At 40.9% G+C, this 26,132-nt stretch carries 24 protein-coding genes; 6 read left to right on the top strand and 18 right to left on the bottom strand.

Translation table 11 applies throughout. The features are described 5' to 3' along the window. Positions 1-20 precede the first annotated feature (20 nt). The 10 genes from rimM to ispH all read right to left on the bottom strand — a co-directional run bounded on the left by rimM (position 21) and on the right by ispH (position 9,564). Entirely contained in the window at positions 21-569 is a 549-nt protein-coding gene (gene rimM / locus JZ787_RS07210) for a ribosome maturation factor RimM (RefSeq protein ID WP_004978035.1), read from the bottom strand. Positions 570-597: 28 nt separating this feature from the next. Next, positions 598-855, bottom strand: a complete 258-nt coding sequence (gene rpsP / locus JZ787_RS07205; protein ID WP_004718284.1) for a 30S ribosomal protein S16 — start codon at positions 853-855, stop codon at positions 598-600. A 145-nt stretch (positions 856-1,000) separates the two neighbouring features. Next, positions 1,001-1,441 (bottom strand): type IV pilin protein, encoded by a 441-nt coding sequence (locus JZ787_RS07200; protein WP_159152636.1) that lies wholly within the window; start codon positions 1,439-1,441, stop codon positions 1,001-1,003. Next, positions 1,428-1,952 (bottom strand): prepilin-type N-terminal cleavage/methylation domain-containing protein, encoded by a 525-nt coding sequence (locus JZ787_RS07195; RefSeq protein ID WP_159152637.1) that lies wholly within the window; start codon positions 1,950-1,952, stop codon positions 1,428-1,430. Before JZ787_RS07195 ends, JZ787_RS07200 begins: the two co-directional genes overlap by 14 nt. Positions 1,953-1,961: 9 nt before the next feature. Beyond that, the gene (locus tag JZ787_RS07190) at positions 1,962-5,840 is read right to left on the bottom strand and encodes a pilus assembly protein PilC (RefSeq protein WP_346312017.1); all 3,879 of its coding nucleotides are present in this window, start codon (positions 5,838-5,840) and stop codon (positions 1,962-1,964) included. Between the two features lie 26 nt (positions 5,841-5,866). Beyond that, entirely contained in the window at positions 5,867-6,556 is a 690-nt protein-coding gene (locus tag JZ787_RS07185; protein WP_339399744.1) for a pilus assembly protein PilX, read from the bottom strand. Then, positions 6,556-7,476 (bottom strand): PilW family protein, encoded by a 921-nt coding sequence (locus JZ787_RS07180; protein WP_339399745.1) that lies wholly within the window; start codon positions 7,474-7,476, stop codon positions 6,556-6,558. The genes JZ787_RS07185 and JZ787_RS07180 overlap by 1 nt, the downstream gene beginning before the upstream one ends. Further along, a complete protein-coding gene (pilV, locus tag JZ787_RS07175) occupies positions 7,469-7,996 on the bottom strand; it encodes a type IV pilus modification protein PilV (protein WP_279664268.1) in 528 nt (175 codons plus the stop codon). Before pilV ends, JZ787_RS07180 begins: the two co-directional genes overlap by 8 nt. A 14-nt stretch (positions 7,997-8,010) precedes the next feature. Next, positions 8,011-8,448, bottom strand: coding sequence for a prepilin-type N-terminal cleavage/methylation domain-containing protein (locus JZ787_RS07170; RefSeq protein WP_234964920.1), 438 nt, complete (start codon positions 8,446-8,448; stop codon positions 8,011-8,013). Between the two features lie 165 nt (positions 8,449-8,613). Next, complete coding sequence (gene ispH / locus JZ787_RS07165; RefSeq protein WP_004978047.1) at positions 8,614-9,564, bottom strand: 4-hydroxy-3-methylbut-2-enyl diphosphate reductase; 951 nt, start codon at positions 9,562-9,564, stop codon at positions 8,614-8,616. Between the two features lie 134 nt (positions 9,565-9,698). Here ispH and gmk point away from each other — a divergent pair, with 134 nt between their 5' ends. From gmk to bfr, 6 genes are all read left to right on the top strand, one after another. After that, positions 9,699-10,322, top strand: a complete 624-nt coding sequence (gmk, locus tag JZ787_RS07160) for a guanylate kinase (RefSeq protein ID WP_005401338.1) — start codon at positions 9,699-9,701, stop codon at positions 10,320-10,322. Between the two features lie 77 nt (positions 10,323-10,399). Then, entirely contained in the window at positions 10,400-10,681 is a 282-nt protein-coding gene (gene rpoZ / locus JZ787_RS07155) for a DNA-directed RNA polymerase subunit omega (RefSeq protein WP_004978050.1), read from the top strand. Positions 10,682-10,904: 223 nt separating this feature from the next. After that, entirely contained in the window at positions 10,905-13,004 is a 2,100-nt protein-coding gene (locus tag JZ787_RS07150) for an HD domain-containing protein (RefSeq protein WP_004978051.1), read from the top strand. Positions 13,005-13,073: 69 nt separating this feature from the next. Continuing rightward, positions 13,074-13,457 carry a RidA family protein gene (locus JZ787_RS07145; RefSeq protein WP_004691470.1) on the top strand — a complete coding sequence of 128 codons (384 nt, stop codon included), beginning with the start codon at positions 13,074-13,076 and terminating at the stop codon, positions 13,455-13,457. A gap of 153 nt (positions 13,458-13,610) precedes the next feature. Beyond that, complete coding sequence (locus JZ787_RS07140) at positions 13,611-13,805, top strand: bacterioferritin-associated ferredoxin (protein WP_346312016.1); 195 nt, start codon at positions 13,611-13,613, stop codon at positions 13,803-13,805. Between the two features lie 254 nt (positions 13,806-14,059). Then, on the top strand, positions 14,060-14,524 hold the full coding sequence (gene bfr / locus JZ787_RS07135) for a bacterioferritin (RefSeq protein ID WP_004691472.1): 465 nt from the start codon (positions 14,060-14,062) through the stop codon (positions 14,522-14,524). Positions 14,525-14,583: 59 nt separating this feature from the next. On the opposite strand, the gene tfpZ is transcribed toward bfr, so the two are convergent. The 8 genes from tfpZ to gltB form a co-directional block, all read right to left on the bottom strand. Further along, positions 14,584-15,318 (bottom strand): TfpX/TfpZ family type IV pilin accessory protein, encoded by a 735-nt coding sequence (gene tfpZ, locus JZ787_RS07130; protein WP_346312015.1) that lies wholly within the window; start codon positions 15,316-15,318, stop codon positions 14,584-14,586. A gap of 374 nt (positions 15,319-15,692) precedes the next feature. Next, entirely contained in the window at positions 15,693-16,175 is a 483-nt protein-coding gene (locus JZ787_RS07125; protein WP_346312014.1) for a pilin, read from the bottom strand. 194 nt (positions 16,176-16,369) lie between these two features. Then, positions 16,370-16,930, bottom strand: coding sequence for a TPM domain-containing protein (locus JZ787_RS07120; RefSeq protein ID WP_346312013.1), 561 nt, complete (start codon positions 16,928-16,930; stop codon positions 16,370-16,372). After that, positions 16,924-18,000, bottom strand: a complete 1,077-nt coding sequence (locus tag JZ787_RS07115; RefSeq protein ID WP_346312012.1) for a TPM domain-containing protein — start codon at positions 17,998-18,000, stop codon at positions 16,924-16,926. Before JZ787_RS07115 ends, JZ787_RS07120 begins: the two co-directional genes overlap by 7 nt. Before the next feature lie 37 nt (positions 18,001-18,037). After that, the gene (locus JZ787_RS07110; RefSeq protein ID WP_004978062.1) at positions 18,038-18,628 is read right to left on the bottom strand and encodes a LemA family protein; all 591 of its coding nucleotides are present in this window, start codon (positions 18,626-18,628) and stop codon (positions 18,038-18,040) included. Between the two features lie 148 nt (positions 18,629-18,776). Then, positions 18,777-19,655 (bottom strand): metal-dependent hydrolase, encoded by an 879-nt coding sequence (locus JZ787_RS07105; protein ID WP_168158661.1) that lies wholly within the window; start codon positions 19,653-19,655, stop codon positions 18,777-18,779. Between the two features lie 223 nt (positions 19,656-19,878). Further along, on the bottom strand, positions 19,879-21,300 hold the full coding sequence (locus JZ787_RS07100; protein ID WP_151835964.1) for an FAD-dependent oxidoreductase: 1,422 nt from the start codon (positions 21,298-21,300) through the stop codon (positions 19,879-19,881). Positions 21,301-21,372: 72 nt separating this feature from the next. Further along, a complete protein-coding gene (gene gltB / locus JZ787_RS07095; protein WP_346312011.1) occupies positions 21,373-25,848 on the bottom strand; it encodes a glutamate synthase large subunit in 4,476 nt (1,491 codons plus the stop codon). Between the last annotated feature and the right edge of the window lie 284 nt (positions 25,849-26,132).

Below are 26,132 nucleotides of genomic sequence, written 5' to 3'. Positions count from 1 at the left end.
CCCCGTATTTCCAAAAATAATTAGTAATCTACGCCCCAATTAACGTAGATACGACCAGCTTCGAGATCAACGCGTTGCACCACATCTTTATGCCATGGAATCATACGCTCTTCAGCATCAACGCTGTCTGGTGTTGCGTGAACCACCATCACATCATTGGCACCTGTCTCAAACATTTCATGGATTTTTCCAAGATTTACTTCTTGTTCTTCATCATCCAAACCTAACACTGTTAAGCCTTTCAAATCTGACCAGTAAAACTCATCCATTCCTGCTTTAGGAAGTTGCGCTTTTGAAATCCAAACATTTGCGCCAACTAGGTTATCTGCTGCAGTGCGATCAATGACGCCTTTGAGCGAAACAACTAAGCCTTTGCCATGCGGTTTCCAACGTTTTACATCTATTGTTTGCCAACCTGCTTTGGTTTCAATGTACCAAGGCAGATAGTCAAAGATGTTGCTCATCGGTTCTGTATTGGAATAGATCCAGAGCCACCCATTTAATCCATATGCTGAACGTAACTGTCCAATCTGAATACGATCTTCGGGAACATTCTGTGTTGGTGTCACGGGCTACCTACTACTTAATTAGCAAAAATTATGCAGTAGCTGCAGCTTTCTTAGCTTGAGCAGCTAAAGAAGCAACACGTTCAGATGGTTGAGCACCTTGAGCAACCCAGTGTGCAAAACGATCAGCATCTAAACGAAGTTTTTCTGCTTTACCTTGAGCTGTTGGGTTGAAGAAACCAATACGTTCGATGAAACGACCGTCACGTGCATTACGGCTATCAGTTACAATAACTTGATAGAACGGACGTTTTTTAGCACCACCGCGTGCAAGACGAATAACTACCATGATACAACCTTATAGTTTTTACGGATTATCCCTGCCCCGACCACCGGAACATTTCAAACCCCTTTCATAGAGGGCAATATTTTACGTTATCTTTGCTGCGAAAGAAAGATTAAAATTTGTTTATCCACAGTTTTGAATTTGGATTTTATCTACCGTCCCAAGAGGATTGGTTTGTTAAGTCATCAGCATCACAATCACTACCTTTCTCCCAGAATTTAAATCCTTCTTGATTTAAACAAATTTCGCCGTTGCTTTCTTGAATTGTCGAGCTATTTGGTTCTGCTTTTAATAAATACCCTTGGTTGTCCCCATCAATCGTTAAATCTAAATTATATTCACCGCTGTGCGGATAGGTAGATGAAATACCAAGCCCTGCTAAAGTTGCTCCAGTATAACTATGATTTACAGATTTATAGCTCTGTAAACGTTGAGCAATATTCATCATTTGGGTTTGAACATCCACACGATTCGTCTTCACCCTATAAGATGTATAAGATGGATAAGCTATAGCAGCTAGAATTGCAATAATCGCAACAACAATCATGAGTTCAATTAGTGTGAAGCCAGTATAGTTACCAATTTTCATAATTATCCTCTCCACATCCTTCATAATCTTTAACCATGTCAGCCGTGCGTGTCATACAACGTATACCCATACTAGTAAGTAATAGATCATAATTCTTAGGCTGTTTTAATGTAGTACTTCCATCTTCAGCAACTCTCTCTACTTTTATTGCCCAATTTAAACCAATAATTGCAGCAGAATTTGCAGATAAACTATTTTTTTGTTCTAAATCAACAACTGTTAACTTATATTTAGCTTCACTTTCATCACCACCTACAGGTAAATAAAGTTCACCTGTTGAACCATCATAACTTGGGTAAAGATAAGTTGCGTCAAAACCCTTATAACTAAAATTCTTATTTTTGAAACGTTCTAATTCACTGGCTATTTTCAGAGCTTCTTGCTTTGCCATAGCTAAGTCTTTTTTCTGAATATATGCTTGATAACTGGGCACAGCAATCGCAGCAAAAACTGCGATTACCACTAAAACGATCATCAATTCAATTAAGGTAAAACCCGATCCTTTTTTCATAAGTTTTACCTACTGCGTCTCATACCAGCGCATTTGTTTTAATTTTGAACTATTGTCAAATAACTGGCACTCAGGTTTATTTTTATTTTCAGGTAACTTACATTTATCGATATCTCGATCAACAACTAAACCAAGAGTACCATCCTGATTTAAATAACCTTGCCCAACACCAGCACCTAAAATCCCTCCACCGAGTTTGACTCGATTTGGTACAGCTGTTGCGGCTATATAGAAACTACAACGCCCCGTAGGTAAGCAAAATTGATATAGATATGAATCACCTTTGACACCTGCACCACAATTGCCACCAATACCTACACCATCTCGATGATACACATTCGTATATAATATTGAATCTAAAGCATAGAGGCCATTCATTCCTTTATATTCACCATTATTATTTGAATAATAATATTTCCAACCCGCTTTAAAACCATTAGTATCACTGTGTTGTACACCAGTACCTAAATTCAATACCTCTAAGTTTAGATTTTCAGAGTCTAATGTCACATCAGCATCAAATAAAGTTGATTTTGCGACATCATTATCAAATGCAACAAAGAGACCATCTTTAGCACTAACAGTATTGGAACCTGCTAACCCTGCTAATGGCGAACTTCTATTTCCCGAGCTAAATGCAACTGCTGCAAAATATTTCCCACCTGCAAGGTGAATCGAAACACTCGGCATATCATAAAAGCGCGGTTTTAACTGTCCTTCAGGAGCTTCTTTAAATAAAGTCACGACACGTGGTGCAAAAACATCTGTATCTTTTGCATTATTTATATCTACACGGAAACCTTGGCCACCTAAATCGCCAAAATACAAATGATCCGCCAAACCATCACTGTCTCTATCTAAAATATTAATTTGAGATACAACGCTATAGTTTAAATCTGTATTTATAGTTTGCTGTATAGCACCTGTTTTAGCTTCTGAACTTGCCCACCACAGTAATTCTCCAGTCATTGCATCAAACATGTAAACACCATTACCAAAAGATGTTGTTGGATTCGCAGCAGGATCTTCATAAATTGGATCATAACCACCACCTACAAACATCACCAAGCGCTTCTCACCATTCCAATTAACATGCGTAATGGTTGGTTTAGACCAGCTTTGACCCATGCGTTGTAAAGCTTCCGAAGCACTCTCTGCTTTCGGGTTTATAACGAACATTAATTTTGGCTGTTGTGTAGCAGATGCAGGATTAGATTCATCTCGCTTCGCTTTTAAAACATAAGTTAAATCTAGTCCATAATAACTATAGCCACCCATTCTTAAACCGCCATAAACCCACTGCAATCCTTTGATGGTCTGATCGTTATCTTCATCATCTTTATTAATAAGTCGGCCCGAATCTTGTACAGTCAGGGTTCCATCCGTTTTAGAAACATATTTTGTATATGCAGTCCATGGTGCATCAACACCATAAAACAAATTGTTTTTCCCGCCTGTTGAGCTAGCCTCTGTTAAAAAAGCAACTTTTTGACTTTCCATAATTTCATTTGGAACAAAAGCAAACACCTCTTTGCCCGTGCTGTCTACAACATGTAAAATCCCTTGAGTTGAGCCAAACAGAAGATAATCTTTTCTTTTCTCCGTTTTAATTTGATTATTACTATCCACATACACTCGCCCTTCTTGTGTTAATTGAATTGGAGTTGAATGCATTACACTTCCTAACTGTCTTAGCTCTGGCTTCTCAGTTAAGCGGTCTCGTGACACATTTTCAGCAATCGGAACATTATATCCAAGCACATTCAACCAATAGTTCTTATCTGGATCATTTTTCAACAAACCAGAATCATCAATATTGTTAGTATTACTAAATAGTGAATCTAAACTTACCTCTACCAAATTATTTGTTTGAGAAACTACAGTATAAGGTGCAGCAGAACCTTCAATAGCTCTATTCGTAAATACCTTACGTTGAGTAAACTCCACACCATCAACCATACCTGTTCTTAATGGCAAACGACTAACGGCCCCATCTCCCCAAAGACCAGTCGCAGTTCTATCAATAGAACCATCAGTTTTAATTAATTTAATTGTATTATCTGCATTATAGAGCTGGCCATCAAAAATATTATATTTGTTTAAGTTACCTGCCCATAACTGAGTGCTTTCTTGAGGTTTCGGAATAAACGAAGAGTAATAAGCATATGGCAGTACTGTCGTTGGGTTTAAACTGTCCACCGGGATGGTCGGACTACCAGTGACAACAGGGTCAAACTCTGGTTTCACTTCATCTAAAAACTTAACAATACTTGTAATAATATCATCAGAAGATTGTGCTGAATAAAACCCGCCTTCACCAAATCCACCTACATTTGGTAAAGATGTATGCGAGCGAGCACCCCAATTACATGCATTTCGCGCATCAATCTTATTAGTCGGAATTTTAGAGCAGTTATAATATTCTCTAAGAATACCTTTCGTATCTATTAAAGAACGAATTACGCGATCAGCTTCAGGTTTATCTAAATCAGCTTGCTTATCGACATCAAAAACAGAACCAAAACCCACTACAGCAGTCTTAATTTCCATGCTCTTCGGATTACGAGTTTTACTTCTTAATGCTTTAGCAAACTCACCTACGAATGGCATACCGTGACCAGCCTGTGATCCGTTTGGCAAAGTTCCTGTTGAAGGAATACTAAAGCTTGATCCATTTGTATCTAAAGCCGCTTTCATCAAGGGTAATGGATTTGGTGAACTGTTAGGCTCACCATCCGTTAAGAAGTATATGCCTTGCCCATTACACTGACTATTTGTAGTTAATGGACTTTTATAGGTGTTAGACTGTTTAGAACTAGTTACAGATTTTACAAAGCCACTAGCTCCACTAGTTACAGTATTTAAGTTTATTGGCTCCACTAGACAAGTTCTATTGTCTCCCCAATTTAGATTACAGGTCCGCTCACTAAAACTACCTCTTCTCACATAAGGGGTATTAAAACGAGAACAATTTTCACCAGACCACGATGTACAGGTTCCATAATAATTTCCATATATATCACGTCCAGCATAAACATATGTTTCACGCTCTCCAACATAGTTTGCATTTGTAGTGGTGCCTAACATGTAAGCCCCAACTTCTGCATAAGCGTTAGCCGTTGGGGTACCATTAGAACCGCGTAAATCTGCAACAGCTGTTTTTATTAGGCTTTTCTGAGTCGTATCTAAAAGGGCTGCAGGAACCAAAACTTTACCAGAAGAACCATCAGCGCTAGTATAGACATTATCACTTCCACTTTGAGCTGAGAAGTTACCTATACCAATAGATACAAGCTTTGGATCAATTAAATTGCTATCTAATAAAGCAAAAATCGCATCTTTAAGACGAGTTAAGCGATCATAATAGACCTTACCACTAACTGTCACATCCTTAAAATAAAAGCATTCACTATTATTATTACAACCTTGGGCATTACCATTATTGAATCTTCGCGCAGTGTAATCATCAACGTTAGGTGTAGTGGCCATACCGCGATTACATTGTCCTCGGTCGGTACTACCATTAACATCTGCACAGGTGTACCAAGTATAATTACCATTTGATCGAGCACTTCGCTTAAAGTAATAACGTCTTTCATCCCCCCCACCCACCTCACAATAACGGCGGGTATATGCAGGTGATGTATTGGATATGATACTTTTTTCCACAATATTAGAAGCACCACTTGGAAGGTCACATGCACTACTTCCAACTTGCTCAATTGACATACTCCCCGAAGTATCCAACATGAGCGTAATCGTTGTTTTCCCATTTGTAGAATTTGAATAAATCTCTATGTCACTGGCATGTGTGACACTTTGACAAATCATCAGCGTCAAACTCATAGATACCATGCTAGCAAGTGCCGTATAGCTATACTTTTTCATTTTATTACTCCTCAACACCCTAGTACCTATGGAATCAGCTTAGGTTGTGCACCAACCTTGTAGTCCGCATGTTGAATATTGAAAGGAATATTCAACTCTTGAAAACATTCTTTGACCGCAGAAGCTCTGTGTTTAAAACACTCTTGAATTTCAGCGTCCGATGCATCAGCAAAGCTAGGTAACACAGAAACAACCGTTGCCGAAATATCATTTAACGCTGTTGATGTTTCATTCGCTCCAACACTCGCACCAAGAGGTAAATTTGCCAATGGTGGTGAATTACTTTGATTTGTTTTCTTTAAATATACTTGCGATAGAATGGCTGAACGTCCAGTAGCAAACTCGTTCGCTTTGCAAAACCCACCAACACCATTTTTCGTAATCCCACCTGATGAATCAATAACACTGGCATTATTCATAGAAAAAAATTGGCTTTGCGACGCTCTATAACAAAAAACCAATTCATCCGAAGAATTTTCACTCTTATCAAAATAATAATACATCCCATCACCTGCTAACTGACGCTTAACCTGAGCAGGATTTTCCAAGTTAAATAATGCAGAATTACTATTTTCTAATAACAAAGACTGAATTTGGCTATTTGTTGCTAGTTTTAAGCCCAAAATACCTGAACGAACCGCGAGTGTGCCAATTAAAGTAACGAGTACCAAAATCACAAGCACAATAATCAAAGCCGAACCTAATTGCTTTTTCATCACTCCGCCCCCAAAGTATTTCTCAAACCAACCACCTGAGTAATCGCCTGTCTAAGATATTTGCCATTATTTGTATTATCTTGCAATTCAACCTCTTGGCCTGCAATCATGTATTCCGTTCGTGTATTTAATGAAGCATCTGCGCCAATGGATTGAGCCGATGTAACCAATAGTCCTAACTCAATCCCAACTACATTCACATACAATTTTTCATCGACAACCGACGCTGGCATTAATGTGTTTCTATAATTATCTATTGTCGTATAACGTAAATTTCCATCAGGATTCTTAACCAACAATCGGACTTTAAATGCATCTACATTTTGGATAATCAGCTGACCATTTGCACCCAATCCCACAACACTATTAGAACTATCAACATAGAACCCTGAATCGCAATACAAACCGAAGCGATCCAAACTTCCCTCAATTTGCTGATTATCTGGCAATCTATCTAAATAGTAACGATAAACATAAGTTCTACCCGCAACCATCGCATTCCCTTCGCAATCAAACTGATCATCACCTCTGACGTCAGGCATGAATTGCATCGTGATTTGATCACTGGCCTCTGCTTGTGTTGCATCTTCGCTTATCCCTTGAGCTGTCAATCGGTTAGCTGTATTTGTTCTCACACCAGCAGGAAGGTTAGCATTTACAAAAACAATGCCAGAACCAACAAACTTATTATTCACTCTTTGGGCTGACGGAGTATTTAAATTGGCATGACGCAAATCTTGTGTAAGCATGGATAAACCAAAGTTAGCATTTTGCTGTATATCACCCATACTTGTTTGAAAACCCATCGACCTCTGGGCATTCAAAAAAACTGCTAAGCCAGCTGCAACAATCAACAAGCCTAAGACCAGTGCGACCATCAGTTCTAATAAAGTTAGACCTAGTTGAGAAGATTTATTCATAATTATAAACCTCCATAATTACACACTGGGCATTGGGTTCATAAGATGTTCCATTGGTACATGCTGTAGTTTCATCACTTGAAGCATCAGAAGAAGATGTGGTATCTGATGCATCATTAGCTTCCGTTTTACCCCAAGCAACATATATACACTTACGTCTAAAAGTATTATTAACGCCCTGACAGTCTAAAATATTAATTGTCATCCCTTGCTGCACAGCCCTTTCTTCAACTTGCGCATATTCAAAATGCGCCATATCTGCTGGACTACAATATCGTTCTTCATCACAAGCAGCAGGTGTTGTAGATGAAGGCTCATAAGATAGTAATCCTTCTCTATTCATACGCATACGTTCTGATAAATCTCTTGCCAAATTCATTGCTTGTACGTTTTGCCCTGCCTCCTCACTTGCTGAAATTGCCCGAACTTGTAATGCAATAAAACCAAGCACGGCTACACCTAGCAACAACAAAGCAATCATGACTTCAACTAAACCAACACCAGTTTGAGTTTTTTTTATCATTTTCATTCTTCTCATCCTGCACAACCAGTAGCAGTTTTGTTATAAATAACGGAGCCATTTTTATTAAAACGAATCACAGCGTGCAAAGAGTTATCTTTTACATGTTCCAAAATCACACAATCAGCATCTTCTATTAAATAACCAAAAAAGTTATATGTCATAGCATCTGGAATAGCTGTGGTTACCCAGTTTGTATTTTCAGAAGGTTGCCAATTTTTAAAACCTGAACCTGTGCTAGAGGTCAAAATAATTTGCCGATTCTGCTTACGAAAAATAGCCTCTGAGCGGGTTTCAATAGCAAGCTGAACAACTTCTTGAGCATCATTATTGAGCTGCATTCTTCTTATCTGCTGCATAAAAGAAGGAGCGGCCATCATCGCGATAATTGCCATAACAGCAATCGTCACCATCAGCTCAATTAAGGTGAACCCTTTATGTTTATTTTGCATACTCCCTCCCCAAGGCAACAAAACTTTACCCTATTTAAAATCATATTCTAATTCTTTACACAATCAGCACAATACAGGATAAAAGGCATAAAAAAACAGATGATTGCCAATTTACAATCATCTGTCAATTTTTCAATAAAATTAGAATGTTAACCAATCCACCTTTTAGGCTTGAGTTACCGCAATACGTAACTCTTTTGGCAAACTAAAGGTAATATTTTCTTCCGTTCCAGCAAGCTCTTGTGGTGGTGTTGCGCCCCAATCTTGTAATCGTTGAATTACTTGCTTAATTAAAATTTCAGGTGCAGATGCACCCGCTGTGACGCCAACCTTGGCGATATTTTCAAACCACGCTTGTTGAAGTTCATCTGCATTATCAACCAAATAAGCCGCTTTACCCATTCGCTCAGCCAATTCACGTAAACGATTCGAATTCGATGAGTTTGGTGAACCTACCACCAACACCACATCGCATTGGGTTGCTAAATCACGCACCGCATCTTGACGGTTTTGAGTCGCATAACAAATGTCATCTTTACGCGGCCCTTGAATCTCAGGAAATTTCGCCCGTAAAGCATCAATCACTTTTGCAGTATCATCAATTGATAAAGTGGTTTGAGTAACAAAAGCCACGCGCTCAGGATGATGCACTTGAAGCTCGGCCACGTCTTGCTCATCTTCAACCAAATAAATCGCACCACCATTTTTCAGGTCATATTGCCCCATGGTACCTTCAACTTCAGGGTGGCCTTCATGACCAATTAAGATCGCCTCAACCCCCTCACGGGCATATTTAGTAACTTCAATATGAACCTTGGTCACCAATGGACAGGTTGCATCAAAAACTTTTAAACCGCGACGCTCAGCTTCGATTTGTACCGCTTTAGAGACCCCATGCGCACTAAAAATTACAATATTGTCATCGGGTACTTCATCCAATTCATCGACAAAAATTGCACCTCGTTGACGTAAATCGTCCACGACAAATTTATTGTGCACCACTTCATGTCGTACATAAATGGGCGGATTAAAGCACTCAAGCGCACGATTTACGATGGCAATCGCACGGTCAACACCTGCACAAAAACCACGTGGATTGGCCAATACAATTTCCATATGTTCCTCGATACCACTTTTCAATCAGCGGAAACTAATAAAATAAATGCAAACAAAGTGACGCCTTGCTATTTCGTTTAAACCTTGTCTACTCTAAAATAGAGAAGATATTTTATCATATCAGGAAAAATATCATGTCGGGTCTCTTGTTTGTCGTTTCTGCAGCTTCAGGAACAGGCAAAACATCCCTCGTAAAAGCCCTCCTTGACCGTGTAACGAATCTTCACGTTTCTGTTTCTCATACTACACGTGGGCAACGTCCCGGCGAACTTGATGGTGTACATTACCATTTTACCGAAAAAGACTCATTTTTGGCCTTGGTTGAACAAGGTGGTTTTATTGAATACGCTGAAGTCTTTGGTAATTACTACGGTACAGCTCAAGCTACTGTAAAAGAACAACTGGCGAAAGGTCATGATGTCCTACTGGAAATTGACTGGCAAGGCGCACAGCAAGTGCGTAAGCTTTTTCCTGACTCTAAACAAATTTTCATTTTACCACCAAGCCAGTTTGATCTGCGTCAACGTCTGTCTAACCGTGGCACAGACTCGGTTGAAGTGATTGAGCGGCGTTTAGGCTGTGCGGTCGAAGACATGCAACAATATGTCAACTTCGACTATGTGATTATTAATGATGATTTTAATAAAGCATTACATGATCTTGAGTCTGTGATTATTGCCAATCGTTTAGTCATTACACAGCAAGCGAGCCGCCATCAGAAAATGATTTCTGAGCTGATCACTCCTGTTGAAAAGTGATTAAAACTTGAGTCTACAGACAAAGCACTTTATACTGCACAGTCTGTTTAATTTTAGCCTTTGTAACGAGAACTCTTATGGCACGCGTAACCGTTGAAGATTGTTTAGACCATGTAGACAACCGCTTTGAGCTTGTACTAGTGGCAAGCAAACGCGCGCGTCAATTGGCACGTCAAGGCATTGAACCTACTGTTGAGTGGGACAATGACAAACCGACTGTTGTTGCATTACGTGAAATCGCAATCGGTCATGTTTCTAAAGATATTTTGAAACAACGTGAGCAAGACTACCAAACTTCGAGTCTTGATCTTGCACTTTCTGCAAACAATTTGAATTTAGATGGTTTTTCTTTCCAATAAGAAAAATTTATCGCTTAAAAGCCTAGTTTTTAACTAGGCTTTTTTATTGGATAACTTTTATATTTATCCAATACACGTTATAACTAGAAGATAGGATTCATCGTGGTTTAGGTGTATCTTTTTTGCTTTTCTCTCAATGAATAAATTGACAACTCATGCAATATGCTTTTCATTAGAGAATCAGTAAAATTTTCTTGTAATTGCTACGTCTTAAAGGTGTTTTATGCCAGGCCCAATGGTCAGCCAAGCTAAACAACAGCTCAAAACTATTATCGATGCTTACTTAACTGAAAGCGACGTCGAGCGAGTGCTTGCGGCCTGTGATTATGCGGATATTGCCCATGATGGTATTACCCGTAAAAGTGGCGAACCCTATATTTTGCACCCGATTGCGGTAAGCTGTATTTTAGCGCATATGCGTCTAGATGCCGAAACCCTGATGGCGGCACTTTTACATGATGTGATTGAAGACACAGACTTTAGCAAAGAAGATATTGCAGAAAAATTTGGAAAAACCGTTTCCGAACTGGTCGATGGCGTCACCAAACTTAGCCAATCCAGTGATAAAGAATATAATAAAGCCGCTTCTTTCCGAAAAATTCTGCAAGCCACACTACAAGACCCACGTGTCATTATTATTAAACTGGCTGACCGCTATCACAACATGACCACCTTGGATGCACTACGCCCCGATAAACGTGCGCGTATTGCCCAAGAAACCTTTGATATTTTTGTCCCAATGGCACGTATTGTTGGCATGAATGAGATGGGCGATAACCTCGAACATCTGTGTTATCAAAACCTTGATCTCGACATGTATAACAATGTCCAAGAAGCCCTCCTGCAAACCAAACCCAAACGCTGTGAATATCAAAGCAAATGGGAAAACAATCTTACTGAGCTATTAAAAACCCATCAAATATCGGGGCGAATTAAAAAGAAAAATAATAATATCGAACTGTTACGTCACTTTGTAAAAAATGACATTGATCTACATGAACTCACGCATAGTCACGCCTTTGAAATTATTTTAAATAGCATTGCTGACTGTGACCGCTTAGCCGATGTGTTGCGAGAGAGTTTTCAAGTTTTACATTTTGCAGACCATATTCGTAAACCCCTTCCAGGTGGCAACCAATCGCTGCTACTGCGCTTAAAAGGTGAAAATACAACCTTATCAGTAACCATTCAAACCGAACTGATGCGCAAAGCGGCGCGTTTTGGTGTAGTACTAGGCGACAGTGCTCCGCAAGCTTGCCGCTCTGCGATTCAAGCCTCGATGCAGAACTTAAATGTCTTGATTGATGGTGCCTGTGCCAAAACCACTTTTAGCGAACTGCTCGATTATTTACACCAAGAGAAAATTTGGGTGTATACCCCACAAGGTCATCTACACGAGTTACCACAAGGTGCAACAGTCGTCGATTTTGCCTACTCTGCTAGCTTATTTTTAGGTAACCATGCGGTAGGTGCGAAAATCAATGGGGAAACTAAACCACTTTCTACGCCATTGCACAGTGGTCAGGTGATTGAAATTATAACCGATGTCTTGGCCACCCCAAACCCTGATTGGCTCAGCTTCGTCAATACGCAAAAAGCCCGTCGCGCCTTACAAAATATACTGCGCGAGCAAGACATTGAAGAACAACGCCTTGTTGGACAACAAGCTTTAAATCGCGCTTTAAAACTATTCAATGTATCCATTAAAGATTTAACCGAATCAGACTGGTTAGAGCTTTTACAATGGCGACATATCGAAAGTAAAGACCAACTCTTTGAGCAAATTGCCGTGGGTGATTTACTGCCGCAATTGGTTGCGAATCATTTGTTTGCGCATGACCAAAGTGCACAGGAATCTGACCGACTCATTCAAGGTACTGAAGGTGTCGATGTCAAATATGCACATTGCTGTAACCCTGTGTTGGGTGATCCAATTCAAGGACATTTATCACGCCGCGGTCTTATTGTGCATCGTGCGCGTTGTCATAATCTCCTGCATGAACAACATCTACACCCTGAAAACATCATGCCGTTGCAGTGGACCAATGAGAATGAAGAAGAAATTAGTTTCACTGCATATTTATTGATTAACATGGCCATGGATGACGAACAAATTTCCGACCTAATTTATCAATGTCGTAAAGAAAAAATTGGGGTCGAAATGGTACGTAATCAAGACGACAAGACTTATGTCAATGTTGTGGTACACAACCGTAAGCAAATTGCAAAAATCATTCGTGATCTACGTATGCATTTTGGCTTCCCTCGTATCAGTCGACTGGCTCAACCAGTGAGTATTGCGGAAACATCGATTGCGAGTTAATTGTTTAAATCCGCACATTTTAATGCCAATCTAGGCTATGATTGATGGTGAATATAATAGGAGAACACGATGTCCCGCCAAGTAATTCATACTGAAAATGCCCCTGCTGCGATCGGCACTTATTCGCAAGCAATCTTAGTTGGCAATACACTTTACCTTTCTGGTCAGATCGGTTTAGACCCATACAGTATGGAGTTGGTTGAAGGCATCGAAGCACAAATTCGCCGTGTTTTTGATAATTTAAAAGCTGTCTGCGAAGCTGCTGGTGGAACGCTGGCAGATATCGCGAAGTTGAATATTTTCTTAACCGATCTTTCAAACTTCCAGTTGGTCAACCAAATTATGGGTGAATATTTTGCACAACCTTACCCTGCACGCGCAGCACTCGGTGTGGCAAGCCTACCCAAAAATGCATTGGTTGAGATGGATGGCATTGTGATTATTAATCAATAAGTTATATTTTTAAGAAAAAGCCACCGATTGAGTGGCTTTTTTTTATCCAAAACTCCAATAAAGACAAATGAGATTTCAAATGATTTTTATTGACAAACGATAACAATTATCAATAATATCACTTATCTTATTTCTTTCATGTGGCTTGCTGAAATGTACGTGTGCTTATGCCGTGGTATTACAGATAAAGATATTAAAGACGCTGTTGAAAATGGTGCGGGTAGTTATCGCGAAGTTCGTGAGATGCTCGATCTCGGAACATGCTGTGGTCGCTGTGCACCAGAAGCACGCTCAATCATCAGTGCTGAAGTATCTGCCATTGCCTCACGCTTAGCTATTGCTGCCTAGGTATTTGATTCGTTTTTTAGAATAATCATAATTATAAATTTACTCTTTATGAGTAGCTCCTCCCCCGCTTATGACTCTAAGCGGGTTTTCTTTTTTTAAATGTCTAAAAATCAAGTTTCCACCTCGTATGCTTTTGATTGCGATTTTCATTTGCTGTTCTATAAATTACTCGCCAAAATCTACTTTGTTGTTTAAGATATTTCTCATAAGTTATTGATATTATTTTTAAGCCGCAGTTTGAATGGAGCTTTCTCATGAAAGGCAATCGTGATGTAATTAATCAGTTAAATCAGGTGCTTTATCATCATTTAACTGCCATTAACCAAAATTTCCTACACTCTCGCATGTTTAATGACTGGGGGATTGAACAACTCGGTTCAGCTGAATATAAAGAGTCAATCCGTCAAATGAAGCATGCTGACAAAATCATTGAGCGCATTCTTTTTTTAGAAGGTCTACCAAACCTACAACACTTGGGTAAACTCTACATCGGTCAACACACAGTGGAAGTTCTTAACTGTGATGTCCGTAAAGTCAAAGAGAATATTGAATCCATTCAAGCTGCTGTCAAGCTTGCCGAAGAGCAGTTGGACTACGTTACTCGAGATCTTGTTCAAGAAATTTTAGAAAAAGAAGAAGAGTGGTTAGACTGGACAACTACACAGCTCGATTTGGTTGAGACTGTCGGTGTAGAGAATTATATTCAGAGTCAAATTTAAGACTTTATTCGCGAATAAAAAACCTGCATACGCAGGTTTTTTAAATTGCAGTTTTAAATTTATTTCCAGGGGCGAAGATCGACGATCTTAACTACTTCACCTTTGTCTTTATTGATTAAAACTGTCATATCCACAGCATTGGCTTTTAGAGGAACAAAGCTAGTTGCTTGTGGATACTTAGATAAAATACGATCTACTTGTTGCACATCATTATACTGATTAAGTTCCCTCAAAGTTTTTGCTCTTTGTTGTAAATGTGATTTTGCCTGAACAAAATCGACATAACGCTCAGGTTTTTGTGCAAGTGAAACTCCCCCCATTACTTCAGTGAAGATATCATCCTGATGTTGCTGAGTATTCGTTATTGTTTTGATTGCAACAAATTGCGGTTTAGCCCATGATACTTGTTGAAACTGTTTTTTCGCCTGATCAATATTTTCTAAAAGAAGATCATTTTTTCGTATCAACTCAAAACGATCGGCATAAAAAACTAACCATGCAGGACGACCTTGTTCAATGCTATACAACCCATAACATAAAGCAGAAATTTGTAAGGCAATGATTACTCCAAGATCAAATTTAAGCGTTTTTTTACCTTCTTTATACACCAATAAGCCTAAAAGGGGCCCTAGAATTACGTCGATGGCTAGCATCATCAGAAAGATGTGTGTCACACCTACCGCTGTGGCAAGTGGTGATGGATACCAAACAAAAAAGACCAATCCCACCACAACTAAAGCGATAAAAAACGAAATCAATAAATGGCTGAAGAAAAATTTTAGACGTTTTGACATAATAAATGACTCAGACTTATATACAGATATTCATGTACAAACACCCATACTAATAATTTAATTGATATTACACATAGAAATTACAGATTTTTCTTCCGCAATTTACTGAAACTCCGCTTAGTTGGAGGTAAATTACTACTCCACTAAAATATTACTATTTTTCCCATCTCAATATTTTACAAAGTTTCTTAAAAAATTTGACACATGATTTTTTAGAAGAACGCTTCCCCTAAAGTTCATTCACAACTTTTATTTTTCCTCATATTCAGAAACAAAATTAAAGATATTTATTCATTTAACATCTCATTCACTTTAGTTTTAATTAAAAAAAAGACTGGTTTCCCAGTCTTTTCTCATACTAACCTAACAATAGATTAGTAAGTACCTTGGCAAGAACCTGGTAAATATTTAATTGGCATAGGATTAGTTCCAGCAGGGCCACATTTCCAACCTTCGATAGTTTTTCCACCATCAGTTGAACCCACTAGCTCTGCCCCTGCAACCATTGGAGTTAATGTAATTGAATCAAGACTAGTAGTTGTATCTCCACCTAAATTAGCTGAATTACCTTTAACTGTTACTACGCCATCTTTATCAGCACTCCCACTTGTAACCATTTTTGTAGCTGTAATTGTACAGCTCGATGCCAAAACATCTTCCACATCTGCAACAGGTGAATTTTGGACCATATCCGTAATGGTGCTACGGCATGAAGATGCAGCTAAAATTACTTCAGATACACGCGCCTTAACTGTATAGTTTTGATAAGCAGGCAATGCTACTGCAGCCAAAATACCGATAATTGCAACAACGATCATTAATTCGATAAGGGTGAAACCCTTTTGAACTGATTTCATAACATTCTCCACAAATGTTTTGTTAATTTTTTATAAGCTTTTTAAGCTACTTTGTAATTAGCATGTATTATGCCAACATTTATTATATTTATTTTCAAATAAAAAACAGCACTTTATTTCACTATTTAAAAATTTATTTTTGAGTATTGTATTTTTATGTAAAAAACTGACAAATATTGTCAGTTTCCCTCTTTCTAGTTCAACATAATTGGCGAATTGATCAATTCATCAGCTTTATCTTCTATTTTATTGGCATAGAATTGATCCAAAATAGTCCCAATTTGTGTAACACCCTCGACTAAAGCCTGCCGATACTGTCGCTGTGACATTTTTTCAATCATACTCTGGCAAACATCATCCCAAACCTGCTGTGTCGTGGCGTGTTGTATCCCACGATCAATCACAATCTCGACTTTGCGTTCACACAAGTTTAAGTACAGTAAAATACCGCTATTCCACTCGGTATCCCACACCCCCAGCTCAGCAAAAAGCTGTTTCGCACGTCCACGAGTATCCAAATAATAGGCTTCTCGTGCAGGCATATGCCCTTCGATTACTACCTGAATTTCCCCAATATGCCCATGTTCAGCAACAGCTACCGCTTGTGCAATCGCATATTGATCTTGCTGATTAAAGAAACGTTTACTCGCGGGCATATGCAATAAATGCCTTAACCAACGTTTAAAACTCGGTTGTACGACTTCATCTAGCTTTGGTTTAGTGACGATTTCCGTCGTTTCAGTTGTTGTTACCATGACCCTGATGCTCCTCCACCGCCGAAGCCTCCGCCCCCGCCACTATATCCACCTCCACCAAAACCGCCGCCACCACGACCTCCGCGCCCACCTCCACCGCCAGAAGAGAGAAAAAGCTGAAAAATCGTTTGGGCTAAGGCCGTGATGAGTAAAAAGAAAATCCCGCCACCAATCAGTAAGCTGGTGATTAAGCCTGCTCCATTCACCAAGCCTGCAACGGTTCCTGCAACTGCAGCCGTCGAAGCACTTAAACGCTTGCCCACCACAAATGAGCCAATTGCCCCTGCAATTAAGATAAATAAAGCAGTACTAAACGTTTTACTTTTGGCTTCCTGCTCTCGAATAGCTTGCTCTTGGCGTTCTTGTAGTTGTTGCGCCGCTTGAGCTGCAACTTCAGGATCAAGATTTAAAATCCGTTCAACTTCAGAAAGTCCCGCATTGATCCCTTGAGCATACTGAGCTTGCTTAAAATACGGTGTGATTTGTTGGTTAATAATGCGATTCGCAATAATGTCAGGAATGACTCCTTCCAAACCATAACCCGTAAGAATCTGCATACGTCGGTCATTAACGGCAATTGCAATCAGCAAACCGTTGTCCTGCTTTGCTGAACCAAGTTTCCATTGATCTGCAATACGCATGGCAAAACCAAAAATATCCTCTTGACCTGTGGTGGGTACAATCACTACGCCTATTTGGGCTTTTCCTGTGTCATGCAAGGCACGGATTTTTTGGTCAATGGCTTGCTTATCTTCAGTACTTAAAATATGTGCTTGATCGATCACGGGTTCATTTAAGGTCGGCAACGCCCGTATCGATTCACCTTCTGCCATATCATTGGCAACGGGCGGTTGTGACACGACATCAGCATTCGTAGAACTTACATTATTGGAACTCGCCGCATGCTGACCTTGAATCATTTTTCCAGCAACGACTGTTTCCGCAGCATCATCTGTTGCTGTAGCAACCTCTGCCCATGTTAACGAACTTAGACACAGCAGTCCTGATAAAATGAATGCAAGCACCCATTTATACGAAAACCGTAGTAAGAACTGCTGCTGTCCTATCATTCATTCACCCTATGGTTACGATTACTTTAAGTCACAGCTAGTTAAATGACACCGTTGGCGCCTTTTGCGCACTTTGCTCTGCACTAAAGTTCGGTTTAGTGTCCATCCCAATCACCTTGGCAGTCATGACTTGTGGGAACTGGCGTGAATAGGAGTTAAAGTCTTGCACCGTAGTAATATAGCGATTACGCGCCACAGCAATACGGTTTTCGGTACCTTCGAGCTGAACCTGCAAATCACGGAATTGCTCATTGGCTTTTAAATCTGGATAGTTTTCTGAGACCGCAATTAAACGCGACAATGCACCCGTCATTTGTGCCTGCGCTTCTTGATATTTTTGGAATAATGCAGGGTCTTCTAATACTTCTTTATCGACTTTTAAACCTGCCACATTGGCACGAGCCTGCGTAACTTCGGTTAGAACTTGCTCTTCATGTTTGGCATACCCCTTCACCACATTCACCAAATTCGGCACCAAATCTGCGCGGCGTTGATATTGGTTTTGTACTTCCGACCACGCAGCTGTAACCGCCTCATCTTTAACCTGTAAGGTATTATAACCACAGCCCGATAGCGTTAACGTGCTCGCAAGGGTAACAACGACAGCAGTTTTTTTCATAAAATTCATTCAGCTATCCTCTTTCTTTTGTATTTATTGCAATAACCTGATTGTAAACACATTTGATTATCCTTTTGTTGCTTTTAGTTAAAGTAGCTAAAAATGAAAAAACCGAGTGAACTTCACTCGGTTTTGATTATTTATTTTTATACTTAAACTAAATAGCCGCGTGCAACTCCTGCTGAAAACCTTCGAGTTGATAGTCTTCTGCCAAACGGGTTTTCCAGTATTTCAACAACTGGGTGTAATCAATATCTGAGGGATGAAAGTTGGTTTTGTAGTAAGACAGATATTCAGGCAGCAATTGCACAAACATCTTCGCCAGCAAATACAATCCAAAGAGATTCCCGCCCAATTTAGGTATACTATTTTTGTGGTCTTGTAAAAATAATCGACTGGCCGAGTAAAAAGTTAAACTGGCGAAACCTGTCGTTACACTGCGCATAATTAAACGGCGAATCTTGTCATCACCATACACATCTTGATAAACATCAAAGGCAACCGCACGATGCTCAATTTCTTCAATGGCATGCCACACCCAGAGTTTAACCGCATCATCATCCAAGGTACTCAATACCTCAGGATGCCTTAAAATATAGCCGCCTAGCAGTGCCGTAAAATGCTCAAAAGCGCAGGTGATTGCGAGCTGAATTTTAGGATGCAGATTTTTCACATAATCATCTTTACGCGCCAACCATGCCTGAAAACGGTCGAGATTATAATCATCACGGCGCCATGCAGCATTAAATGCCGTGTGTGCTTGAGAATGCATCGCCTCTTGACCAATAAATGCCGCAATCTGCGCTTGAAGATTGTCATCCTTCACTTGGTCACGTACATTGCGCACACTATGCACAAAGAACTGCTCACCGATGGGAAAAGTCGAAGACAATGCCGTCAGTAAATGCGACATGACCGGTGAATTGGCAAAATAATGCCGGCGAATGGCTTTGGGGTTAAATTGCAAACGTCGAATCGTAATACCCTGAGCTTTTGGACGATGTTGATATAGTTTTTCTGTCGTCACTTGAGTCATGTCCATTTCCTAACATTTAACCGAGCGATCTTCAGTATCTGAATTTAGAGGCCATTCACATATGGCAAAAATGCTTAGTGCATTTGCAAATTCGTCCATTTTTATCAGACTCTCCACCAGATCTTTTTCGATTTATCCCGATCCACCTCTTTCATATCATCTCAGGCAAATAGTGATCATAAAAAAACCCGCCGAAGCGGGTTTTTTTGTTGAACGATTTAGATTAAATGTCTAAATAATCCAAAATACCTTCAGCCGCTTGACGGCCTTCCCAAATCGCTGTGACAACAAGGTCTGAACCACGAACCATATCACCACCCGCAAAGATTTTCGGATTTGAGGTTTGGAATTTATAGGTTTGCTGTTCAGCTGCAACCACACGACCTGAACCATCAAGGTTAATATTCACATTTGTAAACCAATCCGCAGGGCTGGTACGGAAACCAAATGCCAATAACACTGCATCTGCAGGTAAAATTTCTTCTGAACCCGGAATTGGTTCTGGGCTGCGACGACCACGGCTATCAGGCTCACCAAGTTGAGTTGTAACCACTTTCACACCCGTGACTTTGCCATTTTCACCGACGATTTCAATCGGTTGACGGTTAAACAAGAAGTTGACACCTTCTTCTTTGGCATTTTGCACTTCACGACGTGAACCTGGCATATTTTCTTCGTCACGACGGTATGCACAGCTCACCACTTCCGCACCCTGACGAATAGAGGTACGGTTACAGTCCATTGCTGTGTCACCACCGCCAAGAACAATCACCTTTTTACCTTCAACACTAATGTACTCGCTTGGGTCTTTTTCCCAACCTTGAGTACGGTTGACATTGGCAATCAAGAAATCCAATGCATCATAGACACCATTAAGGTCTTCACCTGCAAAGCCGCCTTTCATATAGGTATAAGTACCCATACCCATGAACACCGCATCGTATTCTGCAAGCAGTTGATCGATGGTGACATCTGTCCCAATTTCAGTATTTAAACGAAATTCCACACCCATACCCGTAAAGATTTCACGGCGACGCTTCATCACATCTTTTTCCATTTTAAATTCTGGAATACCAAAGGTCAGTAGACCACCGATTTCAGGGCGTTTGTCGAATACAACAGGTTTAACCCCGCTACGCACCAAAATATCAGCACAGCCTAGACCCGCAGGGCCTGCACCAATGATCGCGACTTTTTTATCTGTCCACTTTACTGAAGACATATCTGGACGCCAGCCCAGTGCAAAGGCGGTGTCATTGATGTATTTTTCAGCGTTACCAATCGTCACTGCACCAAAACCATCGTTTAAGGTACAAGCCCCTTCACATAAACGGTCTTGCGGACAAACACGACCACATACTTCAGGTAGCGTGTTGGTTTGGTGGCACAATTCTGCTGCTTGGAAAATACGACCTTCAGCGATCAATTTTAACCAGTTTGGAATGTAGTTATGTACTGGACATTTCCATTCACAATATGGGTTACCACACCCTAAACAACGGTGGGTCTGATTTGCTGCCACTTCCGCTGTAAAAGGTTTATAAATTTCCACAAACTCTGCTTTGCGGACCTGAATCTCTTTTTTCTCTGGATCTTGGCGTGCTACATCCAGAAATTGAAAGTCATTGTTTAGGCGCTCTGCCATGTCTCTCTCCGTGGGTAGGTGCAGCCCGTTTATCTATCGTCTGCACCTGCCTATGTATCAGCAGTAGTGGAATTATTGTGGATCAGCTTGAGTGGTTTTCAACAAAGTCTGTAAATTGGCAGCTTTCGGTTTCACCAACCAGAATTTACGACTGTAGAAATCAAACTCGTTACGGATCTTGTACGCCCAAGCACTACCAGTCTCAGCAATGTGTTCATCTAAGATACGGCTTAAGAACTCTTTATGTTCTTCCATCGATTCAGTCGAAATACGATTCAGCTCAATCAGCTCGTGGTTGTAATGATCAACGAAGTCATTATCAAGGTCAAGAACGTAAGCAAAACCACCTGTCATACCTGCACCGAAGTTATGTCCCACTTTACCAAGTACAGTCACGATACCACCTGTCATATATTCACAACAGTGATCGCCTGCACCTTCAATTACAGCGAAAGCACCCGAGTTACGTACTGCAAAACGCTCACCTGCTGTACCTGCCGCGAACAATTTACCGCCCGTTGCACCGTATAAGCAAGTGTTACCAATGATTGCCGTTTCTTGAGTTTGGAAAGGCGAACCTTTTGGCGGGAAGATCGACACACGACCACCTGCCATACCTTTGCCCACGTAGTCGTTCGCATCACCTTCTAATCGAATGTGCAAACCACCTGCGTTCCAAACACCGAGGGATTGACCCGCAGTACCCACCAAGTTCATCTTCACTGGGTGCGCTTCCATACTGAGGTTGCCATAACGACGCGCAATCTCACCTGAAATACGTGCACCAATTGAACGGTCACAGTTACCAATGGTGAAGTGATATTCACCTGTGGTCCCAGCTTCAATTGCTGGTAGCATTTCAGCAACCATTTTCTCAGCAAGCAAGCCTTTATCAAACGGTGCGTTACCTTCAACTTCACAGTACTGCGCCTTACCTTGCGCAGAAGGATGTGACTCCAGTAATGCGCTCAAATCAAGGTGCGCATGTTTCTCCGTTTCACCTGGAAGCATTTCAAGCAAATCCGTACGACCAATCAAGTCTTTAAGGCTTGAAACACCCAACGCTGCCAGCCACTCACGTGTTTCTTCAGCAATGAAGGTGAAGAAGTTGATGAGCATTTGTGGCTCGCCAATATAATGTTCTTGGCGTAAATGATCTTGTTGAGTTGCAACACCCGTTGCACAGTTATTCAAGTGACAAATACGCAGGTATTTACAACCTAAAGCAATCATTGGTGTAGAACCAAAGCCAAAGCTTTCTGCACCTAAAATGGCTGCTTTCACCACATCTAGACCAGTTTTCAAACCACCGTCGGTTTGAACACGAACTTTACCGCGCAGGTCATTGACACGAAGTGCTTGATGCGCTTCAGAAAGACCCAACTCCCAAGGCGAACCTGCATGGTGAATTGAAGACAATGGAGAGGCTGCTGTACCACCGTCATAACCTGAAATGGTAATGAAGTCAGCATAGGCTTTTGCCACACCTGCTGCAATGGTGCCTACACCCGGCTCAGACACCAGTTTCACTGAAACCATCGCTTGAGGATTGACTTGTTTTAAGTCAAAGATCAATTGTGATAAATCTTCAATCGAGTAAATGTCATGGTGCGGTGGCGGAGAAATTAAGGTCACTCCCGGCACCGAATAACGTAAACGTGCAATTAAGCCATTCACTTTACCCCCTGGTAATTGACCACCCTCACCCGGTTTAGCCCCTTGCGCCACTTTAATCTGCAAGACTTCAGCAGAGGTTAAATACGCAGGCGTTACACCAAAACGACCTGATGCAATCTGTTTGATTTTCGAGTTACGAATCGTGCCATAACGCGCTGGATCTTCACCACCCTCACCCGAGTTTGAACGGCCACCAATGGTATTCATCGCAATCGCAATCGCCTCATGCGCTTCAGGAGACAATGCACCTAAAGACATGCCTGCAGAGTCAAAGCGCGGTAAAATCGCTTCTACAGACTCCACTTGATCTAGAGCAATCGAGTTATCTGTTTTTAACTTTAATAGGTCGCGAATTGTTGCCACTGGACGGTTATTCACCAGCTCAGCATATTCTTTAAAGTCTGCATATTGACCAGAACGCACTGATTTATGCAAAGCATTGATCACGTCTGGGTTGAATGCATGGTATTCCTTGTCGAAAACAAATTTCAGCAAACCACCTTGATCGATTGGTTTACGTGTTTTCCATGCAGTTTCAGCCAATTTCTTTTGGTCATTTTCAAGGTCAACAAAGGTTGCACCTTTGATACGGCTTGGTACACCCGTGAAGCATTTTGAAACCACTTCTTCAGACAGACCCACCGCTTCAAACAACTGACCACCACGGTAAGATGCCACCGTTGAAATACCCATTTTTGAAAGAACTTTTAACAAGCCTTTTTCAATGCCTTTACGGAAATTCACTTGCGCTTGGATTGGGTCACCCAATAGCTCACCTTTGGCAACCAAGTCATTGATCACGTCATAAGCAAGATAAGGATAAATTGCTGTCGCACCAAAGCCTAGAATAACTGCAAATTGATGCGGATCACGCGCCAGTGCTGTTTCAACAATAATGTTGGCATCCGTACGTAAACCAACATTAATTAAATAGTGATGTACAGCACCTGTTGCCATCAATGCATTTGCAGGCAAGAAACCTTGACGAATTTTCTTATCAGACAACACTAATAAGGTTTTGCCATCACGAATCGCTTGAGCTGCTTCTTCACAGATACGCGCAATTGCAGCTTCTAGACCTTCATCTTCCGCATAATTTAAATCGATATCTGCAATTTCATAACCCTTACGACCCAGCGTACGGATTTGATGCATTTTCGAATTTGACAACACTGGGCTTGAAATGATCAAACGATCCGCATGCTCAGGGCTCTGTTCAAAAACGTTTTGCTCACGACCTAAACACGTTTCCAATGACATCACAATCGACTCACGTAATGGGTCGATTGGTGGGTTGGTGACCTGAGCAAACTGTTGACGGAAGTAATCCGACACATGACGTACTTGGCGAGACAAAACCGCCATTGGCGTATCATCACCCATTGAACCCACTGCTTCCTGACCGCTTTCAGCGATTGGACGAAGCAATTGATCACGCTCTTCAAAGGTCACCATAAACATTTTTTGTGATGCTTTCAGGTCATCGCCTTTTAAGCCTTGATCACATAAATACTCTTCAAGCTCTGGACTACCTTGAACACGAACTGAGTTTTCACGTAACCATTCACGATAAGGACGCATTTTTTTCAAATGCGTGCTGACATCTTTAGTGTCGAGCATTTTACCTGTGAAAGTATCGATCACTAGAATTTGACCTGGACCGACACGACCTTTAGAAATCACGTCTTCAGGCTCGTAGCCCCATACACCAATTTCAGACGCCAGTGTGATGTAACCATTTTTGGTAATCACCCAACGTGCTGGACGTAAACCATTACGATCCAACATACAAATTGCATGACGACCATCTTGAATCACTAGACCAGCAGGACCATCCCACGCTTCCATATGCTTCGAGTTAAACTCATAGAATGCACGCAAATCGGCATCTAACGTCTCCACGTTCTGCCATGCTGGCGGAACCAACATACGCAATGCACGGAACAAGTCCATACCGCCGCCCACAAGAATTTCAAGCATGTTGTCCAAGCTTGAAGAATCCGAGCCAGTACGGTTCACGATTGGGTTAAGTTCAGTTAAACCAGGCAATAATGGGTTTTCAAACTTTGGCGTACGCGCCATCGCCCAGTTACGGTTCGCTGTAATGGTATTAATTTCGCCATTGTGCGCAAGATAACGGAATGGCTGCGCCAAAGGCCAACGCGGCAAAGTATTTGTCGAGAAACGTTGGTGGAACACCACAATATGTGACTCAAGACGTGGGTCTGCCAAGTCTGTATAGAAGTCAGCAATCGCTTCAGGCATCATCAAGCCTTTATAGCTAATCACTGTTGAACATAATGTAGTTACATAAAATGATGAGTCATTGCTGAGCTGCTGTTCTGCACGGCGGCGTGCCAAGAAAAGTTTACGGTTAAACTCAACTTCAGATACACCCATTGGGCAGTTCACAATAATTTGTTCAAACGCAGGAAGTGACTGCATCGCAATCGAACCCAAAGCATCGTTATTGGTCGGGACCACACGCCACGCCAATACTCGGCAACCTTCAGATTCAATTTCTTTGCTTAGAATTTGTTTTGCATGTGCTGCAATCTCTGGATCGAGGCTTAAGAACACCGTACCGACAGCAAAAACTTCACTGAGCGTAATATCGCTGAGTTTTTTCGCTTCTTCACGGAAAAACTGTTTTGGCATTGCTAAGAGTAAACCGCAACCATCCCCTGTCTTACCATCTGCAGCAATACCACCGCGGTGGGTCATACAGCTCAGACTGTGCATAGCAGTCTTGACAAGATCATGGCTTGCATCACCCTGCATATGGGCGATTAAACCAAAACCACAGTTATCTTTAAACTCATCCGGTTGGTATAAACCTTGAGCGGGAGCTACAGTATTAGGCGATGGCATGTGCATAGCGTACCCTTCTTTCTACAGGCCCTGTCGGGCGTCTAACAATCTAATTACTTCTTGCCGATTCGTTCAATTGACTCATATTCAGATTCTGATTGAAGTACAGCATTTTTTCTTCACACCCAAGATAGACTGATTTTCGTCTTTATGCATGTCTTAATTGAAAAAATGTATGCAGCAGTCACGCACTTATTTAAGGCACTTGGCCGCTACTATTTCGCTCATAAATCGAATCTTTTTTGCGCCAAAACAGTGACATCAACTCAATTCATGCACCATTA

Origin of the sequence: Acinetobacter sp. BWR-L5, assembly GCF_039655985.1 — a bacterium.
GTDB classification, from domain to species: Bacteria; Pseudomonadota; Gammaproteobacteria; order Pseudomonadales; family Moraxellaceae; genus Acinetobacter; species Acinetobacter johnsonii.
The sequence above is the reverse complement of the archived record's forward strand: the minus strand, read 5'-3'. Positions and strand labels throughout refer to the sequence as shown.

Bases quoted from the DNA above. Each gene is read 5' to 3' on its own strand.
- rpsP (WP_004718284.1), bottom strand. From the start codon at position 855: ATGGTAGTTATTCGTCTTGCACGCGGTGGTGCTAAAAAACGTCCGTTC.
- JZ787_RS07200 (WP_159152636.1), bottom strand. From the start codon at position 1,441: ATGAAAATTGGTAACTATACTGGCTTCACACTAATTGAACTCATGATT.
- JZ787_RS07195 (WP_159152637.1), bottom strand. From the start codon at position 1,952: ATGAAAAAAGGATCGGGTTTTACCTTAATTGAATTGATGATCGTTTTA.
- JZ787_RS07190 (WP_346312017.1), bottom strand. From the start codon at position 5,840: ATGAAAAAGTATAGCTATACGGCACTTGCTAGCATGGTATCTATGAGT.
- JZ787_RS07185 (WP_339399744.1), bottom strand. From the start codon at position 6,556: ATGAAAAAGCAATTAGGTTCGGCTTTGATTATTGTGCTTGTGATTTTG.
- JZ787_RS07180 (WP_339399745.1), bottom strand. From the start codon at position 7,476: ATGAATAAATCTTCTCAACTAGGTCTAACTTTATTAGAACTGATGGTC.
- JZ787_RS07170 (WP_234964920.1), bottom strand. From the start codon at position 8,448: ATGCAAAATAAACATAAAGGGTTCACCTTAATTGAGCTGATGGTGACG.
- ispH (WP_004978047.1), bottom strand. From the start codon at position 9,564: ATGGAAATTGTATTGGCCAATCCACGTGGTTTTTGTGCAGGTGTTGAC.
- gmk (WP_005401338.1), top strand. From the start codon at position 9,699: ATGTCGGGTCTCTTGTTTGTCGTTTCTGCAGCTTCAGGAACAGGCAAA.
- rpoZ (WP_004978050.1), top strand. From the start codon at position 10,400: ATGGCACGCGTAACCGTTGAAGATTGTTTAGACCATGTAGACAACCGC.
- JZ787_RS07150 (WP_004978051.1), top strand. From the start codon at position 10,905: ATGCCAGGCCCAATGGTCAGCCAAGCTAAACAACAGCTCAAAACTATT.
- JZ787_RS07145 (WP_004691470.1), top strand. From the start codon at position 13,074: ATGTCCCGCCAAGTAATTCATACTGAAAATGCCCCTGCTGCGATCGGC.
- JZ787_RS07140 (WP_346312016.1), top strand. From the start codon at position 13,611: ATGTACGTGTGCTTATGCCGTGGTATTACAGATAAAGATATTAAAGAC.
- bfr (WP_004691472.1), top strand. From the start codon at position 14,060: ATGAAAGGCAATCGTGATGTAATTAATCAGTTAAATCAGGTGCTTTAT.
- tfpZ (WP_346312015.1), bottom strand. From the start codon at position 15,318: ATGTCAAAACGTCTAAAATTTTTCTTCAGCCATTTATTGATTTCGTTT.
- JZ787_RS07125 (WP_346312014.1), bottom strand. From the start codon at position 16,175: ATGAAATCAGTTCAAAAGGGTTTCACCCTTATCGAATTAATGATCGTT.
- JZ787_RS07120 (WP_346312013.1), bottom strand. From the start codon at position 16,930: ATGGTAACAACAACTGAAACGACGGAAATCGTCACTAAACCAAAGCTA.
- JZ787_RS07115 (WP_346312012.1), bottom strand. From the start codon at position 18,000: ATGATAGGACAGCAGCAGTTCTTACTACGGTTTTCGTATAAATGGGTG.
- JZ787_RS07110 (WP_004978062.1), bottom strand. From the start codon at position 18,628: ATGAATTTTATGAAAAAAACTGCTGTCGTTGTTACCCTTGCGAGCACG.
- JZ787_RS07105 (WP_168158661.1), bottom strand. From the start codon at position 19,655: ATGACTCAAGTGACGACAGAAAAACTATATCAACATCGTCCAAAAGCT.
- JZ787_RS07100 (WP_151835964.1), bottom strand. From the start codon at position 21,300: ATGGCAGAGCGCCTAAACAATGACTTTCAATTTCTGGATGTAGCACGC.
- gltB (WP_346312011.1), bottom strand. From the start codon at position 25,848: ATGCCATCGCCTAATACTGTAGCTCCCGCTCAAGGTTTATACCAACCG.